General features: G+C 41.0%; 17 protein-coding genes. 7 read left to right on the top strand and 10 right to left on the bottom strand.

All coding sequences use genetic code 11. The features are described from left to right. Positions 1 to 33 precede the first annotated feature (33 nt). The 6 genes from NYR63_RS06925 to nudE all read right to left on the bottom strand — a co-directional run bounded on the left by NYR63_RS06925 (position 34) and on the right by nudE (position 6,363). On the bottom strand, positions 34 to 1,056 hold the full coding sequence (locus tag NYR63_RS06925; protein ID WP_279456875.1) for a PDDEXK nuclease domain-containing protein: 1,023 nt from the start codon (positions 1,054 to 1,056) through the stop codon (positions 34 to 36). 139 nt (positions 1,057 to 1,195) lie between these two features. Then, the gene (locus tag NYR63_RS06930; RefSeq protein ID WP_279456877.1) at positions 1,196 to 2,518 is read right to left on the bottom strand and encodes an MFS transporter; all 1,323 of its coding nucleotides are present in this window, start codon (positions 2,516 to 2,518) and stop codon (positions 1,196 to 1,198) included. 132 nt (positions 2,519 to 2,650) lie between these two features. Further along, positions 2,651 to 3,349 (bottom strand): 6-phosphogluconolactonase, encoded by a 699-nt coding sequence (gene pgl, locus NYR63_RS06935; RefSeq protein WP_279456878.1) that lies wholly within the window; start codon positions 3,347 to 3,349, stop codon positions 2,651 to 2,653. A gap of 71 nt (positions 3,350 to 3,420) precedes the next feature. Next, positions 3,421 to 4,908 carry a glucose-6-phosphate dehydrogenase gene (zwf, locus tag NYR63_RS06940; RefSeq protein ID WP_279456880.1) on the bottom strand — a complete coding sequence of 496 codons (1,488 nt, stop codon included), beginning with the start codon at positions 4,906 to 4,908 and terminating at the stop codon, positions 3,421 to 3,423. Between the two features lie 69 nt (positions 4,909 to 4,977). Next, positions 4,978 to 5,793, bottom strand: a complete 816-nt coding sequence (gene cysQ / locus NYR63_RS06945; RefSeq protein ID WP_279456883.1) for a 3'(2'),5'-bisphosphate nucleotidase CysQ — start codon at positions 5,791 to 5,793, stop codon at positions 4,978 to 4,980. Between the two features lie 12 nt (positions 5,794 to 5,805). Then, a complete protein-coding gene (nudE, locus tag NYR63_RS06950) occupies positions 5,806 to 6,363 on the bottom strand; it encodes an ADP compounds hydrolase NudE (protein WP_279456885.1) in 558 nt (185 codons plus the stop codon). A 142-nt stretch (positions 6,364 to 6,505) separates the two neighbouring features. Here nudE and hslR point away from each other — a divergent pair, with 142 nt between their 5' ends. Together hslR and hslO are read left to right on the top strand one after the other, a co-directional pair. After that, entirely contained in the window at positions 6,506 to 6,910 is a 405-nt protein-coding gene (hslR, locus tag NYR63_RS06955; RefSeq protein WP_279456887.1) for a ribosome-associated heat shock protein Hsp15, read from the top strand. Between the two features lie 130 nt (positions 6,911 to 7,040). Then, entirely contained in the window at positions 7,041 to 7,931 is an 891-nt protein-coding gene (hslO, locus tag NYR63_RS06960) for an Hsp33 family molecular chaperone HslO (RefSeq protein WP_279456889.1), read from the top strand. 69 nt (positions 7,932 to 8,000) lie between these two features. Here hslO and NYR63_RS06965 read toward each other — a convergent pair whose 3' ends face one another. Beyond that, positions 8,001 to 9,335: an anaerobic C4-dicarboxylate transporter gene (locus tag NYR63_RS06965; protein ID WP_279456890.1), complete on the bottom strand. Its 1,335-nt coding sequence runs from the start codon at positions 9,333 to 9,335 to the stop codon at positions 8,001 to 8,003. Between the two features lie 229 nt (positions 9,336 to 9,564). Between NYR63_RS06965 and NYR63_RS06970 the strand changes: the two genes are divergently transcribed. From NYR63_RS06970 to arcC, 3 genes are all read left to right on the top strand, one after another. Next, positions 9,565 to 9,735, top strand: coding sequence for a GhoT/OrtT family toxin (locus NYR63_RS06970; RefSeq protein WP_279456891.1), 171 nt, complete (start codon positions 9,565 to 9,567; stop codon positions 9,733 to 9,735). A 466-nt stretch (positions 9,736 to 10,201) separates the two neighbouring features. Continuing rightward, positions 10,202 to 11,206: an ornithine carbamoyltransferase gene (locus tag NYR63_RS06975; RefSeq protein ID WP_279456892.1), complete on the top strand. Its 1,005-nt coding sequence runs from the start codon at positions 10,202 to 10,204 to the stop codon at positions 11,204 to 11,206. 21 nt (positions 11,207 to 11,227) lie between these two features. Next, complete coding sequence (gene arcC / locus NYR63_RS06980; protein ID WP_279456893.1) at positions 11,228 to 12,175, top strand: carbamate kinase; 948 nt, start codon at positions 11,228 to 11,230, stop codon at positions 12,173 to 12,175. A 248-nt stretch (positions 12,176 to 12,423) separates the two neighbouring features. Here arcC and NYR63_RS06985 read toward each other — a convergent pair whose 3' ends face one another. The 3 genes from NYR63_RS06985 to thiP form a co-directional block, all read right to left on the bottom strand. After that, the gene (locus NYR63_RS06985; RefSeq protein WP_279456894.1) at positions 12,424 to 13,845 is read right to left on the bottom strand and encodes a sucrose-specific PTS transporter subunit IIBC; all 1,422 of its coding nucleotides are present in this window, start codon (positions 13,843 to 13,845) and stop codon (positions 12,424 to 12,426) included. Positions 13,846 to 14,034: 189 nt separating this feature from the next. Then, positions 14,035 to 14,679 carry a thiamine ABC transporter ATP-binding protein gene (thiQ, locus tag NYR63_RS06990; RefSeq protein WP_279456895.1) on the bottom strand — a complete coding sequence of 215 codons (645 nt, stop codon included), beginning with the start codon at positions 14,677 to 14,679 and terminating at the stop codon, positions 14,035 to 14,037. Beyond that, positions 14,676 to 16,301, bottom strand: a complete 1,626-nt coding sequence (thiP, locus tag NYR63_RS06995; protein ID WP_279456896.1) for a thiamine/thiamine pyrophosphate ABC transporter permease ThiP — start codon at positions 16,299 to 16,301, stop codon at positions 14,676 to 14,678. The genes thiQ and thiP overlap by 4 nt, the downstream gene beginning before the upstream one ends. 237 nt (positions 16,302 to 16,538) lie before the next feature. Here thiP and ptsH point away from each other — a divergent pair, with 237 nt between their 5' ends. Next, positions 16,539 to 16,796: a phosphocarrier protein Hpr gene (gene ptsH / locus NYR63_RS07000; RefSeq protein ID WP_005598406.1), complete on the top strand. Its 258-nt coding sequence runs from the start codon at positions 16,539 to 16,541 to the stop codon at positions 16,794 to 16,796. A gap of 122 nt (positions 16,797 to 16,918) precedes the next feature. Then, positions 16,919 to 18,640: a phosphoenolpyruvate-protein phosphotransferase PtsI gene (gene ptsI, locus NYR63_RS07005; RefSeq protein ID WP_279456897.1), complete on the top strand. Its 1,722-nt coding sequence runs from the start codon at positions 16,919 to 16,921 to the stop codon at positions 18,638 to 18,640. Positions 18,641 to 18,686: the final 46 nt, after the last annotated feature.

Consider the following 18,686-nt stretch of genomic DNA (forward strand, 5'->3'; position numbering starts at 1 on the left):
ATCTGTTAAAAATGCGGTAAATCTTACAGCACTTCAACTAAAATTCTGCTCAAAAATAATTTTCTGTTGTTCAATCTCTCGCACCAATTCTTCTTCGCTCGGCAGGTATGCCATATATTTGCTGGCAAACAGTTGTGAACTGTCATTTAACACGGAATATTTCGCAACAACGCTATCCGCTTCGGTACAAAGTAATAAACCGATTGTCGGATTATCATCCGCTCGTTTTTGCAAATCATCGTACATTCGCACATACATATCCAACTGCCCGATGTCTTGGTGCGTGAGTTTTTCGGTTTTAAGTTCCACTATCACAAAGCATTTTAGAATGTAATTATAGAACACTAAATCAATAAAGAAATCGGAAGTTTCCGTACGAATATGTTGCTGACGAGCAACAAAAGCGAAGCCTTTACCAAGTTCTAACATAAATTGTTGTAAATTATCAATCAGAGCTTTTTCCAGCTCTGCCTCGCTATAAGCCAAATGAGTCGGCAGATTCAGAAATTCTAATACGGTCGGCGATTTAATAAAATCACTTGCTTGTAATTTTTGTGTTTTTTCTTGCATTTCCGCCTGCACAAGCTCTTTATCTTGGCTTGCAAGTAAACGTTCATAATAGAGAGTGGAAATATTACGATCTAAGGTTCGTACCGACCAATGATTTTCCGCTGCTTCAGTCAAATAATACAAACGAGCTTTATCGTTTGTAATTTTTAATGTGCGTTGAATATGTGTCCAAGTTAATTTGGAAATCACTGATTTCCAAATCTCCAAATCGGAAAACATTAAATAAAATTGGCGGAAATTACGGATATTCCGTTCGCCAAACCCTGAACCAAATTCATTCGTGAGAGTAACGGAAAGATTTTTAATAATCTCTTTGCCATATTCTGCACGTCCCTCACCATTCTGTTCTTCCAATACGATTCGCTCACCGATTTTCCAGTAGGCTTCCACCATAGCAGAATTTACTGCCGCATAAGCTTGCTGACGAGCAGAATGTAAAATCTGTTTAATTTCGTTAAGATAAGATGTTGTTAGCTTATTTTTCATATATTCTCCTTTATTAAAAAATAAAACATTCTTACACACGCAAGCGGTCGAATTTGCAGAAAAGTTTGCAAATTCGACCACTTATGATTTCTAGGAAAAGTGCCTGCATCCTTGAGACACTATGAATATATTCCTACAATCAAATTTTATTTTCGCGCTTGAAGGCCAGTGCAAGAGTAGATAACAGCATTACCCCCGCTACAGCGATATATAAATCTTGTTTCGCCAAACCGCCGTCAAGCAATATTCCCGCTACTGTCGGAGCAAGAATCGAACCTGCACGCCCCGCACCAATTGCCCAGCCCACACCGGTATTACGGATATCCGCATCGTAAGTCGCCGGATTGATAGTGTATAAACCGCTGATACAGCCGTTTACTAACGCCCCGACAACCACTCCCATTGCCATCGCCACGCCGAGTGCCGAAGATGAAAGGATAAACACCACAATCGCAATCGCCGATAATACGGTAAACAGCATTAATACCGCTCTTGCCTGCCAACGGCTGGCGATTAAACCGTAGATTAACGAACCGCCCGCACCGCCGATCGAAATCGCCATGCCTACATTGATACTGTCTTCCACCGTCATTCCCGCTTCTTTGAGCAATGCCGGAGTCCATGAGCTGATAAAATAGAAGCTGAACATAATGGCAAAGAACGAAAGCCATAATAATAAGGTTGAACGGCGATATTTATCATTAAACAGCTGAGAAATCGGCAGCTTGGTTTTCACCGCTTCAACTTTTTTCGGTAGCTCCCAATCACCGTTAAAACCGATTTTTTTCGCAATGTGATTTAAGCGTGCTTTGGCGTTTGCCGGTTGCTTCATGGTTAAAAAGTCGATCGACTCCGGTAACCAAATAAATAACACAACCCACACGACCGCCGTCATTGCCGCACCGGCAAAATACACCGCATGCCAGCTATAAGTCGCTTGCAACTCTTTCGCCATTATACCGCCGATCATCGCACCGATACCGAAGCCTGCCGCATAAACGCTGATCGCAAAGCTACGCCATTTTTTTGACGAATATTCGCTAGTGATCACATTAGTGCCGACTAAAATACCGCCCACTCCCAAACCGGTAATTACACGTGAAAAACCAAGTACAAACGGTGTGGTCGCTAATCCCGAAAGTAACAAACCAATCGCCGACAACGCTACGGAAAGTAGTAATAGCGGACGACGACCGAATTTATCGGCAAGCGGCGCAAGAAACAGCGAACCGATTGTCATACCGGCTAAACCGGCACTGATTAATACACCGAATTCGGTTTTAGATAAACCGAACTCTTTAGAAATATTGGTGGCGGTAAAGGCAATCGCTAATACGTCGAAACCGTCTAAAAAGTTCATTACGGCAGCCATAATTACGATTACCCATTGATACACGCCCATACGTCCGTGATCAATCGCAAACCTTAAATTATTTGTATGTTGTAATGTTTGAATCGTCATAGATATTCCTTATTAAAGATTTTCATTTAATTGGAATCCTAAATGAAACGATTGCAAAGAACAACGCAAATCTGCAATAACAGCATTGAAAAATATTAAGCTAAATTATGAATTTCATTCATAATCTACAAACTATAACAATTTTGCCGCTTCTCGATCTAAATACCACTCGGTCACACCGCTTTTAGCTTTAATACGAGCTGCCGGATACGGTAGTTTTTCCGCTTCGGTTTCGTTAATTTCTTTTAAAACTTCCGCTTTTGCCGCACCTGTTACCAAGTAAGTGATACGTTTCGCCTGTTCAAGCAATTTAGCGGTTTTTGAAATACGAATTTGACCGCTTTCAGGATGTTTGGCAATAACCGCCACATTCTGGTCATTAAAATCGGTTTGATGAGGGAAAAGCGAAGCGGTATGACCGTCATTGCCCATCCCGAGAATGATCCAATCAAAAGCTAAATCAGGTACGCAAGCGGTCAATTCTTGCGAAAATCTTGCAAGCTCTTGTTCTACCGACTCTTCACCACGAATACGGTGAATATTTTGTTGAGGAATTTGAATATGATCGAAGAGTAACTTTTGCACTTCACCGTAATTACTTTCCGGATCAGTCGGCAGTACCATACGATCATCGCCCCACCAAAAGTGCAGATTTTGCCATTGAATTTCGCTATTGAACGGTGCTTGCGCTAACGTTTTAAACAGTAATTTAGGGGTTGAACCGCCGGATAAGGAAATATGTACCGGACGGTTTAATTGACTGTATAACACAAATTCTTGTGCGATTTTTTCCACCGCTTGTTGAGCGGATTGGAAGGTGATGTAATTCATTAACATTTCCTTTTAATTCATACTCAAATCTCCCCCTCTTTAGTAAAGAGGGGGAGATTTATTTGCTAAATTTATACTTTTTTCTTCATTACACCTGACGGTTTACGCCAAACTTTACCGTGTTTGGCGATAAGTTTATCCGCTTCGGTCGGCCCCCAAGTGCCGGCTTCATACTCATATACTCTGCCTCGTCCCGCTTTATAATCTAAAATCGGCTGAACGAATTTCCAGCAAGCATGTACCGCATCGGTACGTGCAAATAAAGTCGCATCACCTTTCAACGCATCTAATAATAAACGCTCATAAGCGGTTAATAAGCTAGAAGCCGAACTTAAATCTGAATAACGGAAGTCCATTGAAACTTCTTTCGCTTCAAAACCTGCTCCCGGTTTTTTCAAGCCGAAACGCATTGAGATACCCTCGTCCGGCTGCACTCGAATAATTAATTTATTTTCCGGCGCATTTTGGCTGAACACCGGATGCGGCGTGGTTTTAAAATGAATTACCACTTCGGTGACACGGGTCGGTAAACGTTTACCGGTACGCACATAAAACGGTACGCCCGCCCAACGCCAGTTATCAATCTCACACTTAATCGCCATATAGGTTTCGGTATTCGAATCCGCCGGTACGCCTTTTTCCGCTAAGTAACCGACAACCATCTGATCATCCACTTCACCCGCTACATATTGTCCGAGTACCACATTATTTTTTACATCTTCAGCAGTTAATGGATGTAAACAATGCAGCACTTTCGCTACTTCATCACGCATTGAATCGGCGTTAATAATTGCTGGCGGCTCCATCGCAACCATGGCTAATACTTGTAACAAGTGGTTTTGGAACATATCGCGCATTGCGCCCGAACCGTCATAATATCCGCCACGTTCTTCTACGCCAATCGCTTCCGCACCGGTAATTTCTACGTAATCAATAAAGTTACGGTTCCATAAAGGCTCGAATAAGCCGTTTGAAAAACGCAATACCAATAAGTTTTGTACCGTTTCTTTGCCTAAATAGTGGTCGATACGGTAGATCTGGTGTTCTTCAAAGTAGTGATGGATTTTTTCATCCAATTCTTTGGCGGTTTTAATATCATAACCGAACGGTTTTTCTACGATGATACGTTTCCAACCGTATTCTTCGGTAGTTAAACCGTGTGCGGCTAAACATTCCGGAATCACGCCGTATAAACTCGGCGGCGTAGAAAGATAATAAAGCGTATTACCGCAACTACCGTATTTATCATGCAGCTCATCTAAACGAGGCAGTAATTTGGCATAATCCAACGCCTCGGACGTATTCACCGCTTGATAATACAAATGGGTACAAAAATCTTCTAACTCTTGACCTTCCGCCTTTTCGAATTTAATTAAGGCGTCACGCATTTTGGTACGGAAAGAATCATCCGTTAGCTCGGAACGAGCCACACCCAATACTGAGAAATGTTGTCCTAAACGACCCACTCTAAACAAGTTATAAAGTGCCGGAATTAACTTACGGAAAGTTAAATCACCCGATGCACCAAAAATAACAATACAACTATTTTCGATATTCATTTTTCTTTTTATCCCGAATGTCTGAATTATTTAATCAATATGTAATATTTTAAAAAGGAATACAAATAACTATTTTGAATTAAACCGGAAGATTTGTTCCCAAGCTAATTGTTTGTCCGCAACCATAACAAAATAAGGATTGATAAAAGTTGCGCGTCGATTATAAGTAAGCGGTTCAAACTTCAAATTAAAAATTTTGCCACCGACTTCCGAAAGTAAAACTTCCGCTACCGCAGTATCCCATTCGCCCGTATCGCCGAAACGTACATAACAATCCGCTTTACCTTCCGCCAGCAAACCGGCTTTTAAACTGCTGGAACCGTATTGTAAAATTTCCGCCTGATAAGCGTTATCCACCGAATTTAACACCGCATTTTGCGCTGATGCGCCCATGGTAATTGTTAAGCGATCAGCCTTGAGCAAACCTCGATGACCGGCAAGCGGTCTAATTTCGCCGTTTTCTTGCAAAAACGCGCCGCTTGATCGCATAGTAAAATAAGTTTTATCCAAAATCGGGGCATGAATCACCCCCAATACCGGACAATTGTGCTGAACTAATCCGATTACGACAGAAAATTGATCGGTACGATCGATAAACTGTTGCGTACCGTCTAGCGGATCGATGATCCAATATTCTTGCCAAGCCTGACGATCCGCTAATGCAATATTACAATTTTCTTCGGATAAAACCGGTATCCCCGGCGTTAATTGATGCAATTGTTCCGTAACAAATTTACTAATAAACAGATCCGCTTCCGTCACCGGCGTGTGATCCGCTTTCATTTTAACTTGTACCGAACACTGATAAAAACGTTTAAGATGTTCTCCCGCCTCTATCGCTATCCGTTTAACCGCTTCCAACAGCGTTGAATTTAATGGTTGCATACTAAACTTTCCTTATTTCCGACCGCTTGCCAGATAGTCTCTTAGCATAAACAGGGCGGATAAATTTCTTGATTCTGCAAAATTCGAATCAGCCAATAATTCATCTATCTTTGCTAATGGGATACGTACTATTTCCAAAGGTTCCGGCTCGTCGCCTTCTAATTTGGACGGATAAAGATCTTCGGCTATGAATAAATGCATTAAACCGAACATATGACTCGGGCCGGTATAAAGCGAACGTAAAAATTCAATCCTTTTTGCACCGAAACCGATTTCTTCTTGTAGTTCTCGATTGGCACTGGCTATTGGCTCCTCGCCCGGATCAACAATCCCTTTCGGGAACCCTAACTCATAGCGCTCTGAGCCTACCGCATACTCTTTGATGAAAATAAGATGCTGATCTTGAATCGGAATGACCATCACGGAAGAACGACGTTGCGGCGTTAAACGCTCAAACTGACGTTCTTCACCGTTAGAAAAACGTAAATCGACAGCTTGTACTTCAAAGATTCGTGTTTTGGCAATCGTTGCTACCGAAAGAATTTCCGGAAGCTTACGCTCTGTGGTCATAAGATATTCTCATTATTGCTATTTAATTTTCTAAAGATACCATATTTTATGATAAAATTTATTGAAATTTATGCAGTAAATTCAACATAAATAAAATCATTTACGTTCAAATTGAGTTAAAAATCACAATTAGGTGTTTTTCATGAAACATACAACGGAACGAGATAATGAAGTTCGTCTGGATAAATGGCTGTGGGCTGCTCGTTTTTACAAAACACGTTCGATTGCCAAAGCGATGATCGAAGGCGGAAAAGTGCATTATAACGGACAGCGAGCCAAAACCAGTAAAACGGTTGAAGTCGGCGCAACAATTAAATTGCGCCAAGGTAATGATGAAAAAGAAGTAATTGTCACTGCACTCAGCGACCAACGCCGAGGCGCACCGGAAGCGCAATTGCTTTACCAAGAAACCGAAAAAAGTATTAAGCAACGTGAAGCGATCACCTTTGCCCGCAAAGCGAATGCGCTTTCGATGCCGCATCCGGATCGCCGACCGAATAAAAAAGAACGTCGCGATCTAGTAAAATTTAAAGATCAAATATTGTAATACACTAACTTGATCTCCATATTGAAAAAACTTCTACGGTGCACGTTTTACGTGTGCCTTCTTTTATTTTAACAAGCGGTCAAATTTGCAAATTTTTTTGCAAATCCTACCGCTTTCACTAGGAAAAACCATGAGTTATACAAAAGACAACGACAAACTTTATCGCTATTTATTCCAAAACCGCGCCGTGCGTGGTGAATGGGTTCGTTTAAACGATACTTTTACCGAAACGCTGAATACCCACCAATATCCGAAGGCGGTACAAAATTTATTAGGCGAAATGTTGGTCGCAACCAGCCTACTCACTGCGATTATGAAATTTGAAGGGACGATTACCGTCCAAATTCAGGGTGACGGCCCACTCAAATTGGCGGTGGTAAACGGTAACGAGCAACAACAATTACGTGCATTAGCGCGTACCCAAGCGGAAATCGCAGACAATGCAACCTTAAGTGAAATGATCGGTAACGGCGTATTAGTCATTTCGATTATGCCGAATAACGGTGAGCGTTACCAAGGTGTAATCGCCTTAGACAAACCGACCATTCGTGAATGTTTAGAAGATTATTTCATTCGTTCGGAACAACTTCAAACCCATTTGGTCATTCGCACCGGTGAATATGAAGGCAAAGCGGTCGCCGGCGGTTTATTATTACAGATTATGCCGGACGGTACCGGTACGCCGGAAGATTTCGAGCATTTGATGACACTTGCCGAAACGGTGAAAGACGAAGAATTATTCGGCTTAGAAGCGGAAGAATTGTTGTTCCGTCTATATCATGAAGAACACGTAGAAGTTTATCCGCCGCAAGATACCAAATTCCATTGCGGCTGTTCTCGCGAACGTTCGGGTAACGCGATTTTACTGTTACCGATGGAAGAAATCGATGAAATGCTTGCCGAGAAAAACGGCGTAATCGATATGCAATGCGAGTGTTGCGGTACTCAATATTTCTTTGATAAAAACGCTATCATGCAATTCAAAGAAGAAGCGGATAAACTCAGCCAATTAGGTTTATAGCATAAAAAAATAAGCGGTCCGATTTTGCTTAAATTTTACAAAATCGAACCGCTTAATTTATTTGATTGATTAAATAAGAATATTAGCTAATGCGATACCTACACAACACGCTACGATTACACCAACCAAACCCGGTGCCATAAAACTGTGGTTAAAGTAGTATTTACCGATTTTCGTTGTACCTGTCACGTCAAAGTTTACGGTTGCGATATCTGACGGATAGTTAGGAATAAAGAAGTACGCATAAGTTGCCGGCATTAAACCGACTAATAACGGAGCAGGTAAACCGATTGCAATACCGACCGGTAATAACATTTTCGCAGTTACCGCTTGGCTGTTTACCACCACAGATACTGCAAATAATGCGAATGCGAATGTCCAAGGTTGCGCTTTAATCATTTCGGTTACACCCGCTTTAAATGAAGGCATAGCATAACTGAAATAGGTATCACTCATCCATGCAATACCGAAGATTGCGATGGTCGCCACCATACCGGATTTGAATACCACACCGTTCGGTACTTTTTTCACATCGGTTTTAGTCAATACTAAAATTAAACCGCCGAAAGTAAGCATTACGATTTGAATGATTTTATCCATACCAGCTGTCTTACCCGTATCCGCCATTACCGGTTTAATTGCAGGAACCATTGCAATAATTACGATGGTAGCAATTGCCGCTAAGAATAGATAAACGGAATTTTTCGCACTTGCCGGTAATTGTTCGTCTAATGAAGTCGAGCTGGTTTCTTCAATTTGTTTACGCAATACAGGGTCTTGCATACGACGTTGATATTCCGGATCATCTTCAAGCTCTTTACCGCGACGTAAGCTATATAAACACATTGCAAGCACACCGACGAACGTTGCCGTCATAGTTACCGCTACGATATTTAAAAGTGTAACGCCTTCAAAACCCGGTAATTTGGTAATTTCGGTTAAGTAATAAGCTACTGCTGCTGAAAGCGGGCTACCGGTAATCCCTAATTGCGATGCAACCGATGCCGCCGCCATCGGGCGTTCCGGACGAATTTTATTTTTTAACGCAATGTCACCGATAATCGGCATGATTGAATAAACCGAGTGGCCGGTACCTAACATTAAAGTCATGATATAAGTAACAATCGGTCCGAGCAAAGTGATACGTCTTGGGTTACTACGTAAGATACGTTCGGCAATTTGAAGCATAAATTTCAAACCGCCCGCCGCTTCGAGTACCGACGCACAAGTTACCACGGCTAAAATTACCAACATTACATCAATCGGTGCTTTTGAAAGCGGCATACCGAGGAAGAATACTTCGACAAATAGACCGATACCCGAAACTACCCCTAAACCTACACCGCCGTAACGGCTACCGGCATAGAGGAATGCTAATAAAAGCAAAAATTCTGCATAAAGCATATAAACTCCAAAAATTAAAAATAAATAATCACTGAATGCAAGTGTACTTGAGCTAGTGCCGCGATTCTTTGCATTTGATCAAAAACAGATTAACACTTTAGTGTTATTTTTTCAAAAGTTAAAATATTTCATTAATCTTCTCTAAATTTCAGCAGAAATCAGACGATCTGTTACTCAATTCCGACAAAAATGCTAATATTCGGATGTTACTTTTCGTCTCGGAGGATCTATGATCGAAATTTATCTGCTTGCCATTCCGGTTTGTTTTCTAATTACTTTTTTTGTACAGTTTTTTCGCCTTGGCTTCTTTAAATCGGTCTTAATCAGTTTATTGATTGCGGTTACCTGGCCGGTCTCATTAACCGTTCTGATTCTTAACAAACTTTTTCGTCCTCGTTAAGCGATTTAGCATCAGTTCGCTTATTGCTTAACCGAACGCTACCATCATACTCCTATAAATTTTTATTTAATTATTAATAAACAACTTGTATTTAATGAATAAAAATGCAAAATAAAAGCGTTATTATTCAATTTGCATTATCTAATAATTAACAACTTGATAGCAAACGTTTGCTTTGTTAGAATTACGCGCCTACTTCTACGAGAAAGGTTAATGGCGACTCTCAAGTACCAACCCCACAAATTTTTAGGAGTAAAAATGTTAAACCCTACCCTTTTTATGCTCTCAAAAGGCATAACGGATAAAATAGCGAATTCTTTTGCTGTGTTTATCCATTTCATTTCAAAGCATTCTCATCTTGCGATTCCACATTTTATTCACTCACGATCTCGAATAAGTTATTTCACTTATACAAGCGGTCAAATTTTTAAATCTTTTTACTTATAGCGAACACAGGAGCAATATCATGGCATTTAACCTTAAAAATAGACACTTACTCAGCCTTGTAAATCACACTGAACGTGAAATTAAATTCTTATTAGACTTATCCCGTGATTTAAAACGTGCAAAATATGCAGGAACCGAGCAACAACGATTAAAAGGCAAAAATATTGCATTAATCTTTGAAAAAACCTCAACCCGTACCCGTTGTGCATTTGAAGTGGCGGCTTATGACCAAGGTGCACACGTAACTTATATCGATCCGACCTCATCTCAAATCGGGCATAAAGAATCAATGAAAGATACCGCGCGCGTATTGGGCAGAATGTACGATGCGATTGAATATCGCGGTTTCAAACAATCGGTGGTAAACGAGCTTGCTCAATATGCCGGTGTGCCGGTATTCAACGGTTTAACCGATGAATTCCACCCGACTCAAATGTTAGCCGATGTACTCACTATGATTGAAAATTGTGAAAAACCGTTAAGCCAAATCAGTTATGTTTATATCGGTGATGCGCGTAACAACGTAGGAAATTCATTACTGTTAATCGGTGCAAAATTAGGAATGGACGTGCGTATCTGTGCGCCGAAAGCATTATTACCGGAAGACAGCCTAGTTGAAATGTGCCAAAAATTTGCAGCAGAAAGCGGCGCAAGAATTACCGTAACCGACGATATCGATACCGCAGTAAAAGGGGTGGATTTCGTACATACCGACGTTTGGGTATCTATGGGCGAGCCGCTTGAAACTTGGGGCGAACGTATCGATATGCTAATGCCGTATCAAGTTACGCCGGAACTCATGAAACGTACCGGTAATCCGAAAGTGAAATTTATGCACTGCTTACCGGCATTCCATAACAGCGAAACGAAAATCGGTAAACAAGTTGCCGAAAAATATCCGGCTCTGGCAAACGGTATCGAAGTAACCGAAGACGTCTTCGAATCGCCGGCAAACGTCGCATTCGAACAAGCGGAAAACCGTATGCACACTATCAAAGCGGTCATGGTCGCAAGCTTAGCGTAAGAAGTAGAAAAAGGAACAAACATGAAAATCGTAGTAGCTTTAGGCGGTAACGCTTTATTAAAACGCGGTGAGCCGATGACCGCCCAAAACCAGTCTGCAAATATCAAAATCGCCGCAGAACAGTTAGCAAAAATCAAACCGAATAATGAATTAGTCATTTCACACGGTAACGGTCCTCAAGTCGGATTAAGCGCATTACAACACGCCGCTTACCACGCGATTGATAACAAAATCGAGCCTTATCCGCTTGACGTGTTAGTTTCGCAAACCGTCGGTATGATCGGTTATATGTTACAACAAGAACTGACCAATCTCGTGCCGGAACATCCGACGCAAACCTTAGTCACTCAAGTGATTGTTGATGCGAAAGATCCGGCTTTTGCCAAACCGAGCAAACCGATCGGACAGGTTTACTCAAAAGAAGAAGCGGAAAAACTCGCCGCTGAAAAAGGTTGGACGGTAATGGCGGACGGTCAATATTACCGCCGAGCGGTGCCAAGTCCGAAACCGCAATCGGTAACCGGTATTGAAGCGGTAAAAGCGTTATTAGCACAAGATCAAATCGTAATTTGCGGTGGCGGTGGCGGCGTACCGAGTATTCGTGATGCACAAGGTAAATTACAAGGTGTGGAAGCGGTGGTAGATAAAGATCTTGCCACTGCGGTGATTTCACAACAACTGGATGCGGATTTATTTATTATCGCAACTGATGTCAAAGCGGCATGCGTGAACTTCAACAAACCGGATCAATTACAAATTGCCAAAGCAAACCCAACGGAATTGGAAAAACTGGCGGACGAATTTGCACCAGGTTCAATGGGACCAAAAGTACAGGCGGTGATTAACTTTGTTAAAGCAACCGGTAAAGACGCCGCAATCGGCTCACTTTCCGATATTCAAGATATTGTAGCCGGTAAAGCGGGAACCCGTGTCACCAACAGCATTTCCGGTATTGAGTTTTATAAGTAAGCCAAAACAAGCGGTTGGATTTCACTAAAAATCTGCAATATTAAAGTAGGGGCGTGCCGAGTACGCCCTTTTTAATGCAATTGATTGGTTACGGGAATATTTATACTATCGTTTTCTGTGAAGTTCCGTGTATTCTGCGGTTAAACTTCCATTTGCAAAAAATCGAACAAATTTAACCGCTTATTGCATAAACGAAAAGCCCCTAAACCATAAGATTTAGGGACTTTCTCTATTATTCTACTGCTAAATTATTTTTTAGCTTGTGCTTTTTTCACCCATACCGCTGAGATTGAGAACGCAACGATAAATGAAATTGCCATACCTACAGAGTACATTGCGAGGCTGTCCGGTTTGATTGAAGGCACACCTAAGAAACCTGCCGCACCTAATGCAATCGCTTTCACGTTAAAGAATGCGATAAACGCAGACGCTAAACCTGAACCGATCATTGCAGCGATAAATGCTTGACGGTAACGTAAGTTCACACCGAACATTGCCGGCTCTGTGATACCTAATAATGCTGAGATACCGGACGGCACGGCTAAACCGCGTACTTTCGCATCTTTCATTGCGAACGCCACACCTAAACACGCCGCACCTTGTGCGATGTTAGACATTGCAGCAATTGGGAAGATAAACGTACCGCCGGTGTTCGCCACTTCCGCTAATAATTGTGTTTCTACCGCAATGAAAGTTTGGTGCATACCGGTGATGACGATTGGTGCATAGAATGTACCGAAGATTGCGCCGCCGATAAAACCTAAGCTGTCGTATAACCAAGTTAAGCCTGCTGAAATAGCCGAACCCGCTTCACGGCCGAACGGACCGATTACCGTGAAGGCTAACACACCTGCGATGAATAAAGACATCATCGGTGTCACAAGGTTATCTAAATAAGAAGGTACAAATTTGCGGAAACCTTTTTCAAGCGTTGCTAACACCCAAGCAGAAACGATAGTTGGGATTACCGTACCTTGATAACCGACTTTTTCAATTTCAAAACCAAGTACGTTCCAGTATTTGATGTTACCTTCCATTAAGGTTTTCGCATAGTTCCAACCGTCCGCTAATGCAGGGTGAACTAATAACATACCGAGTGCCGCACCTAAGAACGGGTTACCACCGAATTTACGCGTTGCTGAGAAACCCAGTAATACCGGTAAGAATACAAACGGTGCATTTGCAATGGTGTTGATAAAATCAATTAAATCCGCAAATTCAGGATATTTGGTCGCAACAGACTCACCTTCCCAGAAGAAGCCGACCGAAGTCAGCATTGAGTGGATACCCATCAGCAAACCGCCTGCCACGATTGCAGGAATGATCGGCACGAAAATATCCGCTAACCCTTTTACTAAGCGTTGTAATAACGGTTGATTAGCCGCACCTGCCGCCGCCACTTCAGATGTACTCATATCGCCGATACCCATTTGTTTTTGCATCTCAGCGTGTACTTTGTTTACCGTACCTGAACCAAAAATAATTTGGTATTGACCGCTGGTTGAGAATTGACCTTTAACACCTTCGATATTCTCAATCGCTTGTTTATCTACTTTTGACTCGTCTGCAAGGGTTAAACGTAAACGTGTTGCACAGTGCGCCAGCGTTGTGATATTGCTTTTACCACCGAGTTTCTCGATCGTTTGCTCCGCAATTTTCGGGAAGTTCATAGTTTGCCACCTATTTTTTTATATCAAAAATTTAATGATTATATTTTAACTAAAACGTTTTAGCTAAAACAGAAAATTCTGCTAAAACGTTTTAGTTTTGTCGATTAGATCACAATTTTAGTAAATTCAGCCCTTTGCACAGTATAAAATACATACAAAACATAATGAATTAAGTAAAAGTAAAATCAGTCAGACAATTAATTTATCCGTTAAAATTTTTCCGTTTTCGATCATTAAAATACGATCAAATAACGATTTACTTTCTTCAAATTGGTGAGTGACCATCAATAAGGTTAAATTTTGTTGTCGGCAAATTTCCGCTACTAATGCTTGAAGTTCGTTTCTACGTTTAGGATCAAGTGCTGAAAACGGCTCATCGAGCAGTAAAATCGGCTGTTTACGTAATAAAGTTCTCGCCAACGCTACTCGTTGCTTTTGTCCGCCGGAAAGTTGATCCGCTCGTCTATTCAATAAATCGGCGATTCCCATTTGCTCGGCGATCTGTTTTACTTGCGCTTTCTGATCGCTATTGAGTTTTAAACTAGGAATCAGAGCTAACCCGATATTTTGTTCAACTGTAAGATGCGGAAAAACATTGTTATCTTGAAATAACATCGAAACGGGACGTTCAGCCACTTGTGTTGCGGTATGATTGCAATTATTCAGCCAAATTTGACCGCTTGTCGGCTGCTCAAAACCGGCAATCAAATTTAATAAGGTGCTTTTGCCTGCGCCGCTTTCCCCAACAATCGCAACACGTTGTCCCTTTGGTACTTCCAGCACAAAATGCATTGGGATTTGTTCATAATCAAAACGGACATCCAAACGAATCATTTAAGTTTCTCTTTTTGTTCTATAAATAAAAACGGTAATAAGGTGAATAGCATCAATACTAAAGCGGTCACCGCCGCATCTTCGGTTCGATAACTGCCGAGTTGTTGATATAACAAATAAGGTAACGAGCTAAAATCCGGGCTTCCGAAAAAAGCAATAACCGCAAAACTTCCTAAGCTAGAAGACATTGCTAGGGCAAACGCACCGATAAGCGGCCTAATTAAATAATTTTTTTCCACAATCCACCAACGGCGAAACCCGCTTAGCCCTAAACTGCGTGCTAATTTATCTTGTGCGGTAAGTGAATGCCACATTGCGGCAAAAATAAGACGATAAATATAAGGTAATAGAATTAAGCCGTTACAAATACCGACTAACCATAATAAGTGAGATGTGCTTAATTCAATCTCCATTAGCAATAGAAATAAACCGACCGCTAAAAGAAATACCGGTAAAATCAAAGGGTAAGTCGCGACACCGCTCAAAATACTATATTGCAATTTTTTATGTTTAAATGCCAGCTGTCTGGTTTCCAACGCTAATAAATAGGCAATACATAATACCGAACCGGATGCGATTAAACTCAGCAATAATGAAAACCAAGCGGCTTCCCATAACGCCGAATTTAATAGTCGCTCACTTAAATTGGAAACGGAAATACCGGACCAAATCACACTGGCAAGCGGTAAAATAATCAATAAACTTTGCAACAGCAGTACGATTTGCAATCCTTTCTTTTGCCAACCGATTGGCTTAGGTTTCCAAATCATATCCACCACCGGCGTATATTGTTTGGCGTTATTAAAAGCATACTTGGTGGTAAAATCCATTAACAGTTGTAATAAAATACCTACCGCTAATTGCACCATAATCAATATGACCGCTTTTGCAAAATCAAACTCAAAAGTCACCGCTTGATAGATAGCAACTTCCAAAGTGCTGTATTTCGGACTGCCGCCTAACATGAGAACGATTGGAAAACTGGTAAAACAAATTAAAAAGACGTTGGCAAAAGCATAAGGTAACATCCCGCTTAACATCGGTAATTCAACGATCTTAAAATAAGACCAACCTTTCAAATTCATTTGAGCCGCTAAACGATGTTGGCTGCTTGGTATAAGCTGCAAACTTTCTACACAATATTTTGTCACCAGCGGTACGTTAAAAAAGACATGGGCAAGTAAGATACCGTGTAAACCGTACAATTTGAATTGCCATTCAATACCTATCCCCTGCAAAAACTTCGCCATCCAACCTGAATTTCCCCAGAAGCCGATTAACGCAAAAATAACGACAAGCGAAGGCAACGCCCAAACAAAAGAGAGAATTTTATAAAGATAAGCTTTCCCGAAAAAATCTAAATAAAAGAAGGCTCTGGCTAATAAGATGCCTAAGATGCAAGAAAGTCCGGCGGATAATCCGGCTTGTAAACCGCTATATTTCAGAATCGGCAATACATCGAAAAAGCTCCACATACCGTCATCTTGTCGGTGCGCTATCAAGGCGAATAAGCTCATTGCGTAAACCGTTACAATGATGCCATATACCAACCAAGCGGTGCTTTTTGATAAGGAACGAGTGAGATTTTCCTTTGTCATAAACGGGTGAAGAAATTTTGTCATGTTCTCAACTATTTTTTGCGCAATCGTTTAATTAATACTTATTTCCTAAAAATTGACATGAGGCAAAATTCACTCCTTTTGATTAATTAATACGCGTATATTTAATATTTATCAAAAGATTTTCAGGTTTTAAGCGTGTTTTTAGATCTTTTTTGTAGTAAAGTTAGCACAAATAGTAATGGGTTTTAATTACTTAAACCGATTTTTTTCACTTTAAAAATTTAAGAGGAATCTTATATGTACTCAAAAGACGTTGTTATTACTGCACCTAACGGTTTACATACTCGCCCTGCGGCCGAGTTCGTTAAAGCGGCTAAAGGTTTTGCATCGGATATTACGGTAACTTCCGGCGGTAAAAGCTCAAGTGCTAAAAGTCTGTTTAAACTTCAAACATTAGGTTTAACTCAAGGTACAACAATCACTATTTCTGCTGAAGGTGAAGATGAGCAAAAAGCGGTTGATTTCTTAGTAGATTTAATCCCTACTTTAGAATAATCCTTTTCAGATTCTTATTATTGTAAAGCAGCCCTATTGCCTTTCCTATTTTAGAAATAGGGATGGAATAGGGTTGTATTGTGCTATGTAAGCATTTAATCACTTTTAGACAAGGACATATTATGATTACAGGTATCGCTGCTTCTCCGGGTGTTGTATTCGGTAAAGCACTTGTATTGAAAGAAGAACCTATTGTACTCAATACTAAAAAAATTACAGCAGATCAAATTGACGCTGAAAAAGCAAAATTCTTTGCCGGTCGTGAAAAAGCGGCGGCACAATTAACAGCAATTAAAGAGAAAGCAAAACGTACTCTCGGTGAAGAAAAAGAAGCTATCTTTGAAGGTCATTTAATGATCTTGGAAGATGAAGAGCTGGAAGAAGAAATTCTGGGCTATATTGCGGATAATCTTGTAACGGCGGATGTTGCGGCAAGTAAAGTTATTGATATGCAGGCATCTATGTTGGCAGAAATTGATGACGAATACCTAAAAGAACGTGCCGGCGATATTCGTGATATCGGTAACCGTTTATTACGCAATATTTTAAATATGCACATCATCGATTTAGGTGATATTCAAGAGGAAGTTATTTTAGTTGCTTACGACTTAACGCCTTCCGAAACCGCACAATTAAATTTAGATAAAGTGTTAGGTTTTATTACCGATATCGGCGGTCGTACTTCGCATACTTCAATTATGGCTCGTTCATTAGAACTTCCCGCCATTGTCGGTACAAACGATATTACCGCTCGTGTTAAAACCGGCGATACATTAATTTTGGATGCGGTAAATAACCAAATTCATATTAATCCTTCCGATGCGGCACTTGCCGAATTTAAAGCGATTCAAGAACGCGTTGCAGCGGAAAAAGCCGAACTTGCGAAATTAAAAGATTTACCGGCGGAAACTTTAGACGGTCACCGTATCGAAGTCGCAGGTAACATCGGTACAATCCGTGATGTGGACGGCGTATTACGTAACGGCGGTGAGTCAGTCGGTTTATATCGTACCGAATTCTTGTTTATGGATCGCAGCGAATTACCGGGCGAAGACGAACAATTTGAAGCCTATAAAGAAATTGTCGAAGCAATGAACGGTAAACAAGTTGTACTGCGTACCATGGATATCGGCGGCGATAAAGAGTTACCGTACCTAAACTTACCGAAAGAAATGAATCCGTTCTTAGGTTGGCGAGCGGTGCGTATCGGTTTAACACGTCGTGAAATCTTAGATACGCAATTACGTGCGGTGTTACGTGCATCGGCATTCGGTAAATTAGCGGTTATGTTCCCGATGATTATCTCGGTTGAAGAAATTCGTGAATTAAAAGCCATCGTTGCGGAATTAAAAGCACAGCTCCGTGCCGAAGGTAAAGCATTCGATGAAAACCTTCAATTAGGTATCATGGTCGAAACGCCGTCTGCTGCAGTCAATGCTCGTCATCTTGCGAAAGAAGCGGATTTCTTCAGTATCGGTACTAACGACTTAACCCAATATACTTTAGCGGTTGATCGCGGTAACGAAATTATTGCACATTTATATAATCCGTTAAGTCCATCGGTATTGAACTTAATCAAACAAGTAATTGACGCTTCACATGCTGAAGGTAAATGGACCGGTATGTGCGGCGAGTTAGCCGGCGATGTTCGTGCGACCGCATTATTATTAGGTATGGGCTTAGACGAATTCAGTATGAGTGCGATTTCCGTTCCTCATGTTAAGAAACTTGCTCGTTCAATCAACTATGCCGATGCGAAAGCATTAGCGGACGAGGCATTAGCTCAACCGACCGCAGCGGATATTGAAAAACTAGTCAATGACTTTTACGCTAAACTGAACTAATTTTCAATAAATGGCATACAAAGACAAGATTCTCGTATAGAATGTA

Source organism: Actinobacillus genomosp. 1, assembly GCF_029774175.1.
In the GTDB taxonomy this organism is placed as follows: domain Bacteria; phylum Pseudomonadota; class Gammaproteobacteria; order Enterobacterales; family Pasteurellaceae; genus Actinobacillus.

Excerpts from the sequence above, each read along its gene's own strand:
- NYR63_RS06925 (WP_279456875.1), bottom strand. The coding sequence starts at position 1,056 with ATGAAAAATAAGCTAACAACATCTTATCTTAACGAAATTAAACAGATT.
- pgl (WP_279456878.1), bottom strand. The coding sequence starts at position 3,349 with ATGAATTACATCACCTTCCAATCCGCTCAACAAGCGGTGGAAAAAATC.
- cysQ (WP_279456883.1), bottom strand. The coding sequence starts at position 5,793 with ATGCAACCATTAAATTCAACGCTGTTGGAAGCGGTTAAACGGATAGCG.
- NYR63_RS06970 (WP_279456891.1), top strand. The coding sequence starts at position 9,565 with ATGATCGAAATTTATCTGCTTGCCATTCCGGTTTGTTTTCTAATTACT.
- hslO (WP_279456889.1), top strand. The coding sequence starts at position 7,041 with ATGAGTTATACAAAAGACAACGACAAACTTTATCGCTATTTATTCCAA.
- ptsH (WP_005598406.1), top strand. The coding sequence starts at position 16,539 with ATGTACTCAAAAGACGTTGTTATTACTGCACCTAACGGTTTACATACT.
- NYR63_RS06975 (WP_279456892.1), top strand. The coding sequence starts at position 10,202 with ATGGCATTTAACCTTAAAAATAGACACTTACTCAGCCTTGTAAATCAC.
- ptsI (WP_279456897.1), top strand. The coding sequence starts at position 16,919 with ATGATTACAGGTATCGCTGCTTCTCCGGGTGTTGTATTCGGTAAAGCA.
- nudE (WP_279456885.1), bottom strand. The coding sequence starts at position 6,363 with ATGACCACAGAGCGTAAGCTTCCGGAAATTCTTTCGGTAGCAACGATT.
- thiQ (WP_279456895.1), bottom strand. The coding sequence starts at position 14,679 with ATGATTCGTTTGGATGTCCGTTTTGATTATGAACAAATCCCAATGCAT.
- NYR63_RS06965 (WP_279456890.1), bottom strand. The coding sequence starts at position 9,335 with ATGCTTTATGCAGAATTTTTGCTTTTATTAGCATTCCTCTATGCCGGT.
- NYR63_RS06930 (WP_279456877.1), bottom strand. The coding sequence starts at position 2,518 with ATGACGATTCAAACATTACAACATACAAATAATTTAAGGTTTGCGATT.
- thiP (WP_279456896.1), bottom strand. The coding sequence starts at position 16,301 with ATGACAAAATTTCTTCACCCGTTTATGACAAAGGAAAATCTCACTCGT.
- NYR63_RS06985 (WP_279456894.1), bottom strand. The coding sequence starts at position 13,845 with ATGAACTTCCCGAAAATTGCGGAGCAAACGATCGAGAAACTCGGTGGT.
- hslR (WP_279456887.1), top strand. The coding sequence starts at position 6,506 with ATGAAACATACAACGGAACGAGATAATGAAGTTCGTCTGGATAAATGG.
- zwf (WP_279456880.1), bottom strand. The coding sequence starts at position 4,908 with ATGAATATCGAAAATAGTTGTATTGTTATTTTTGGTGCATCGGGTGAT.
- arcC (WP_279456893.1), top strand. The coding sequence starts at position 11,228 with ATGAAAATCGTAGTAGCTTTAGGCGGTAACGCTTTATTAAAACGCGGT.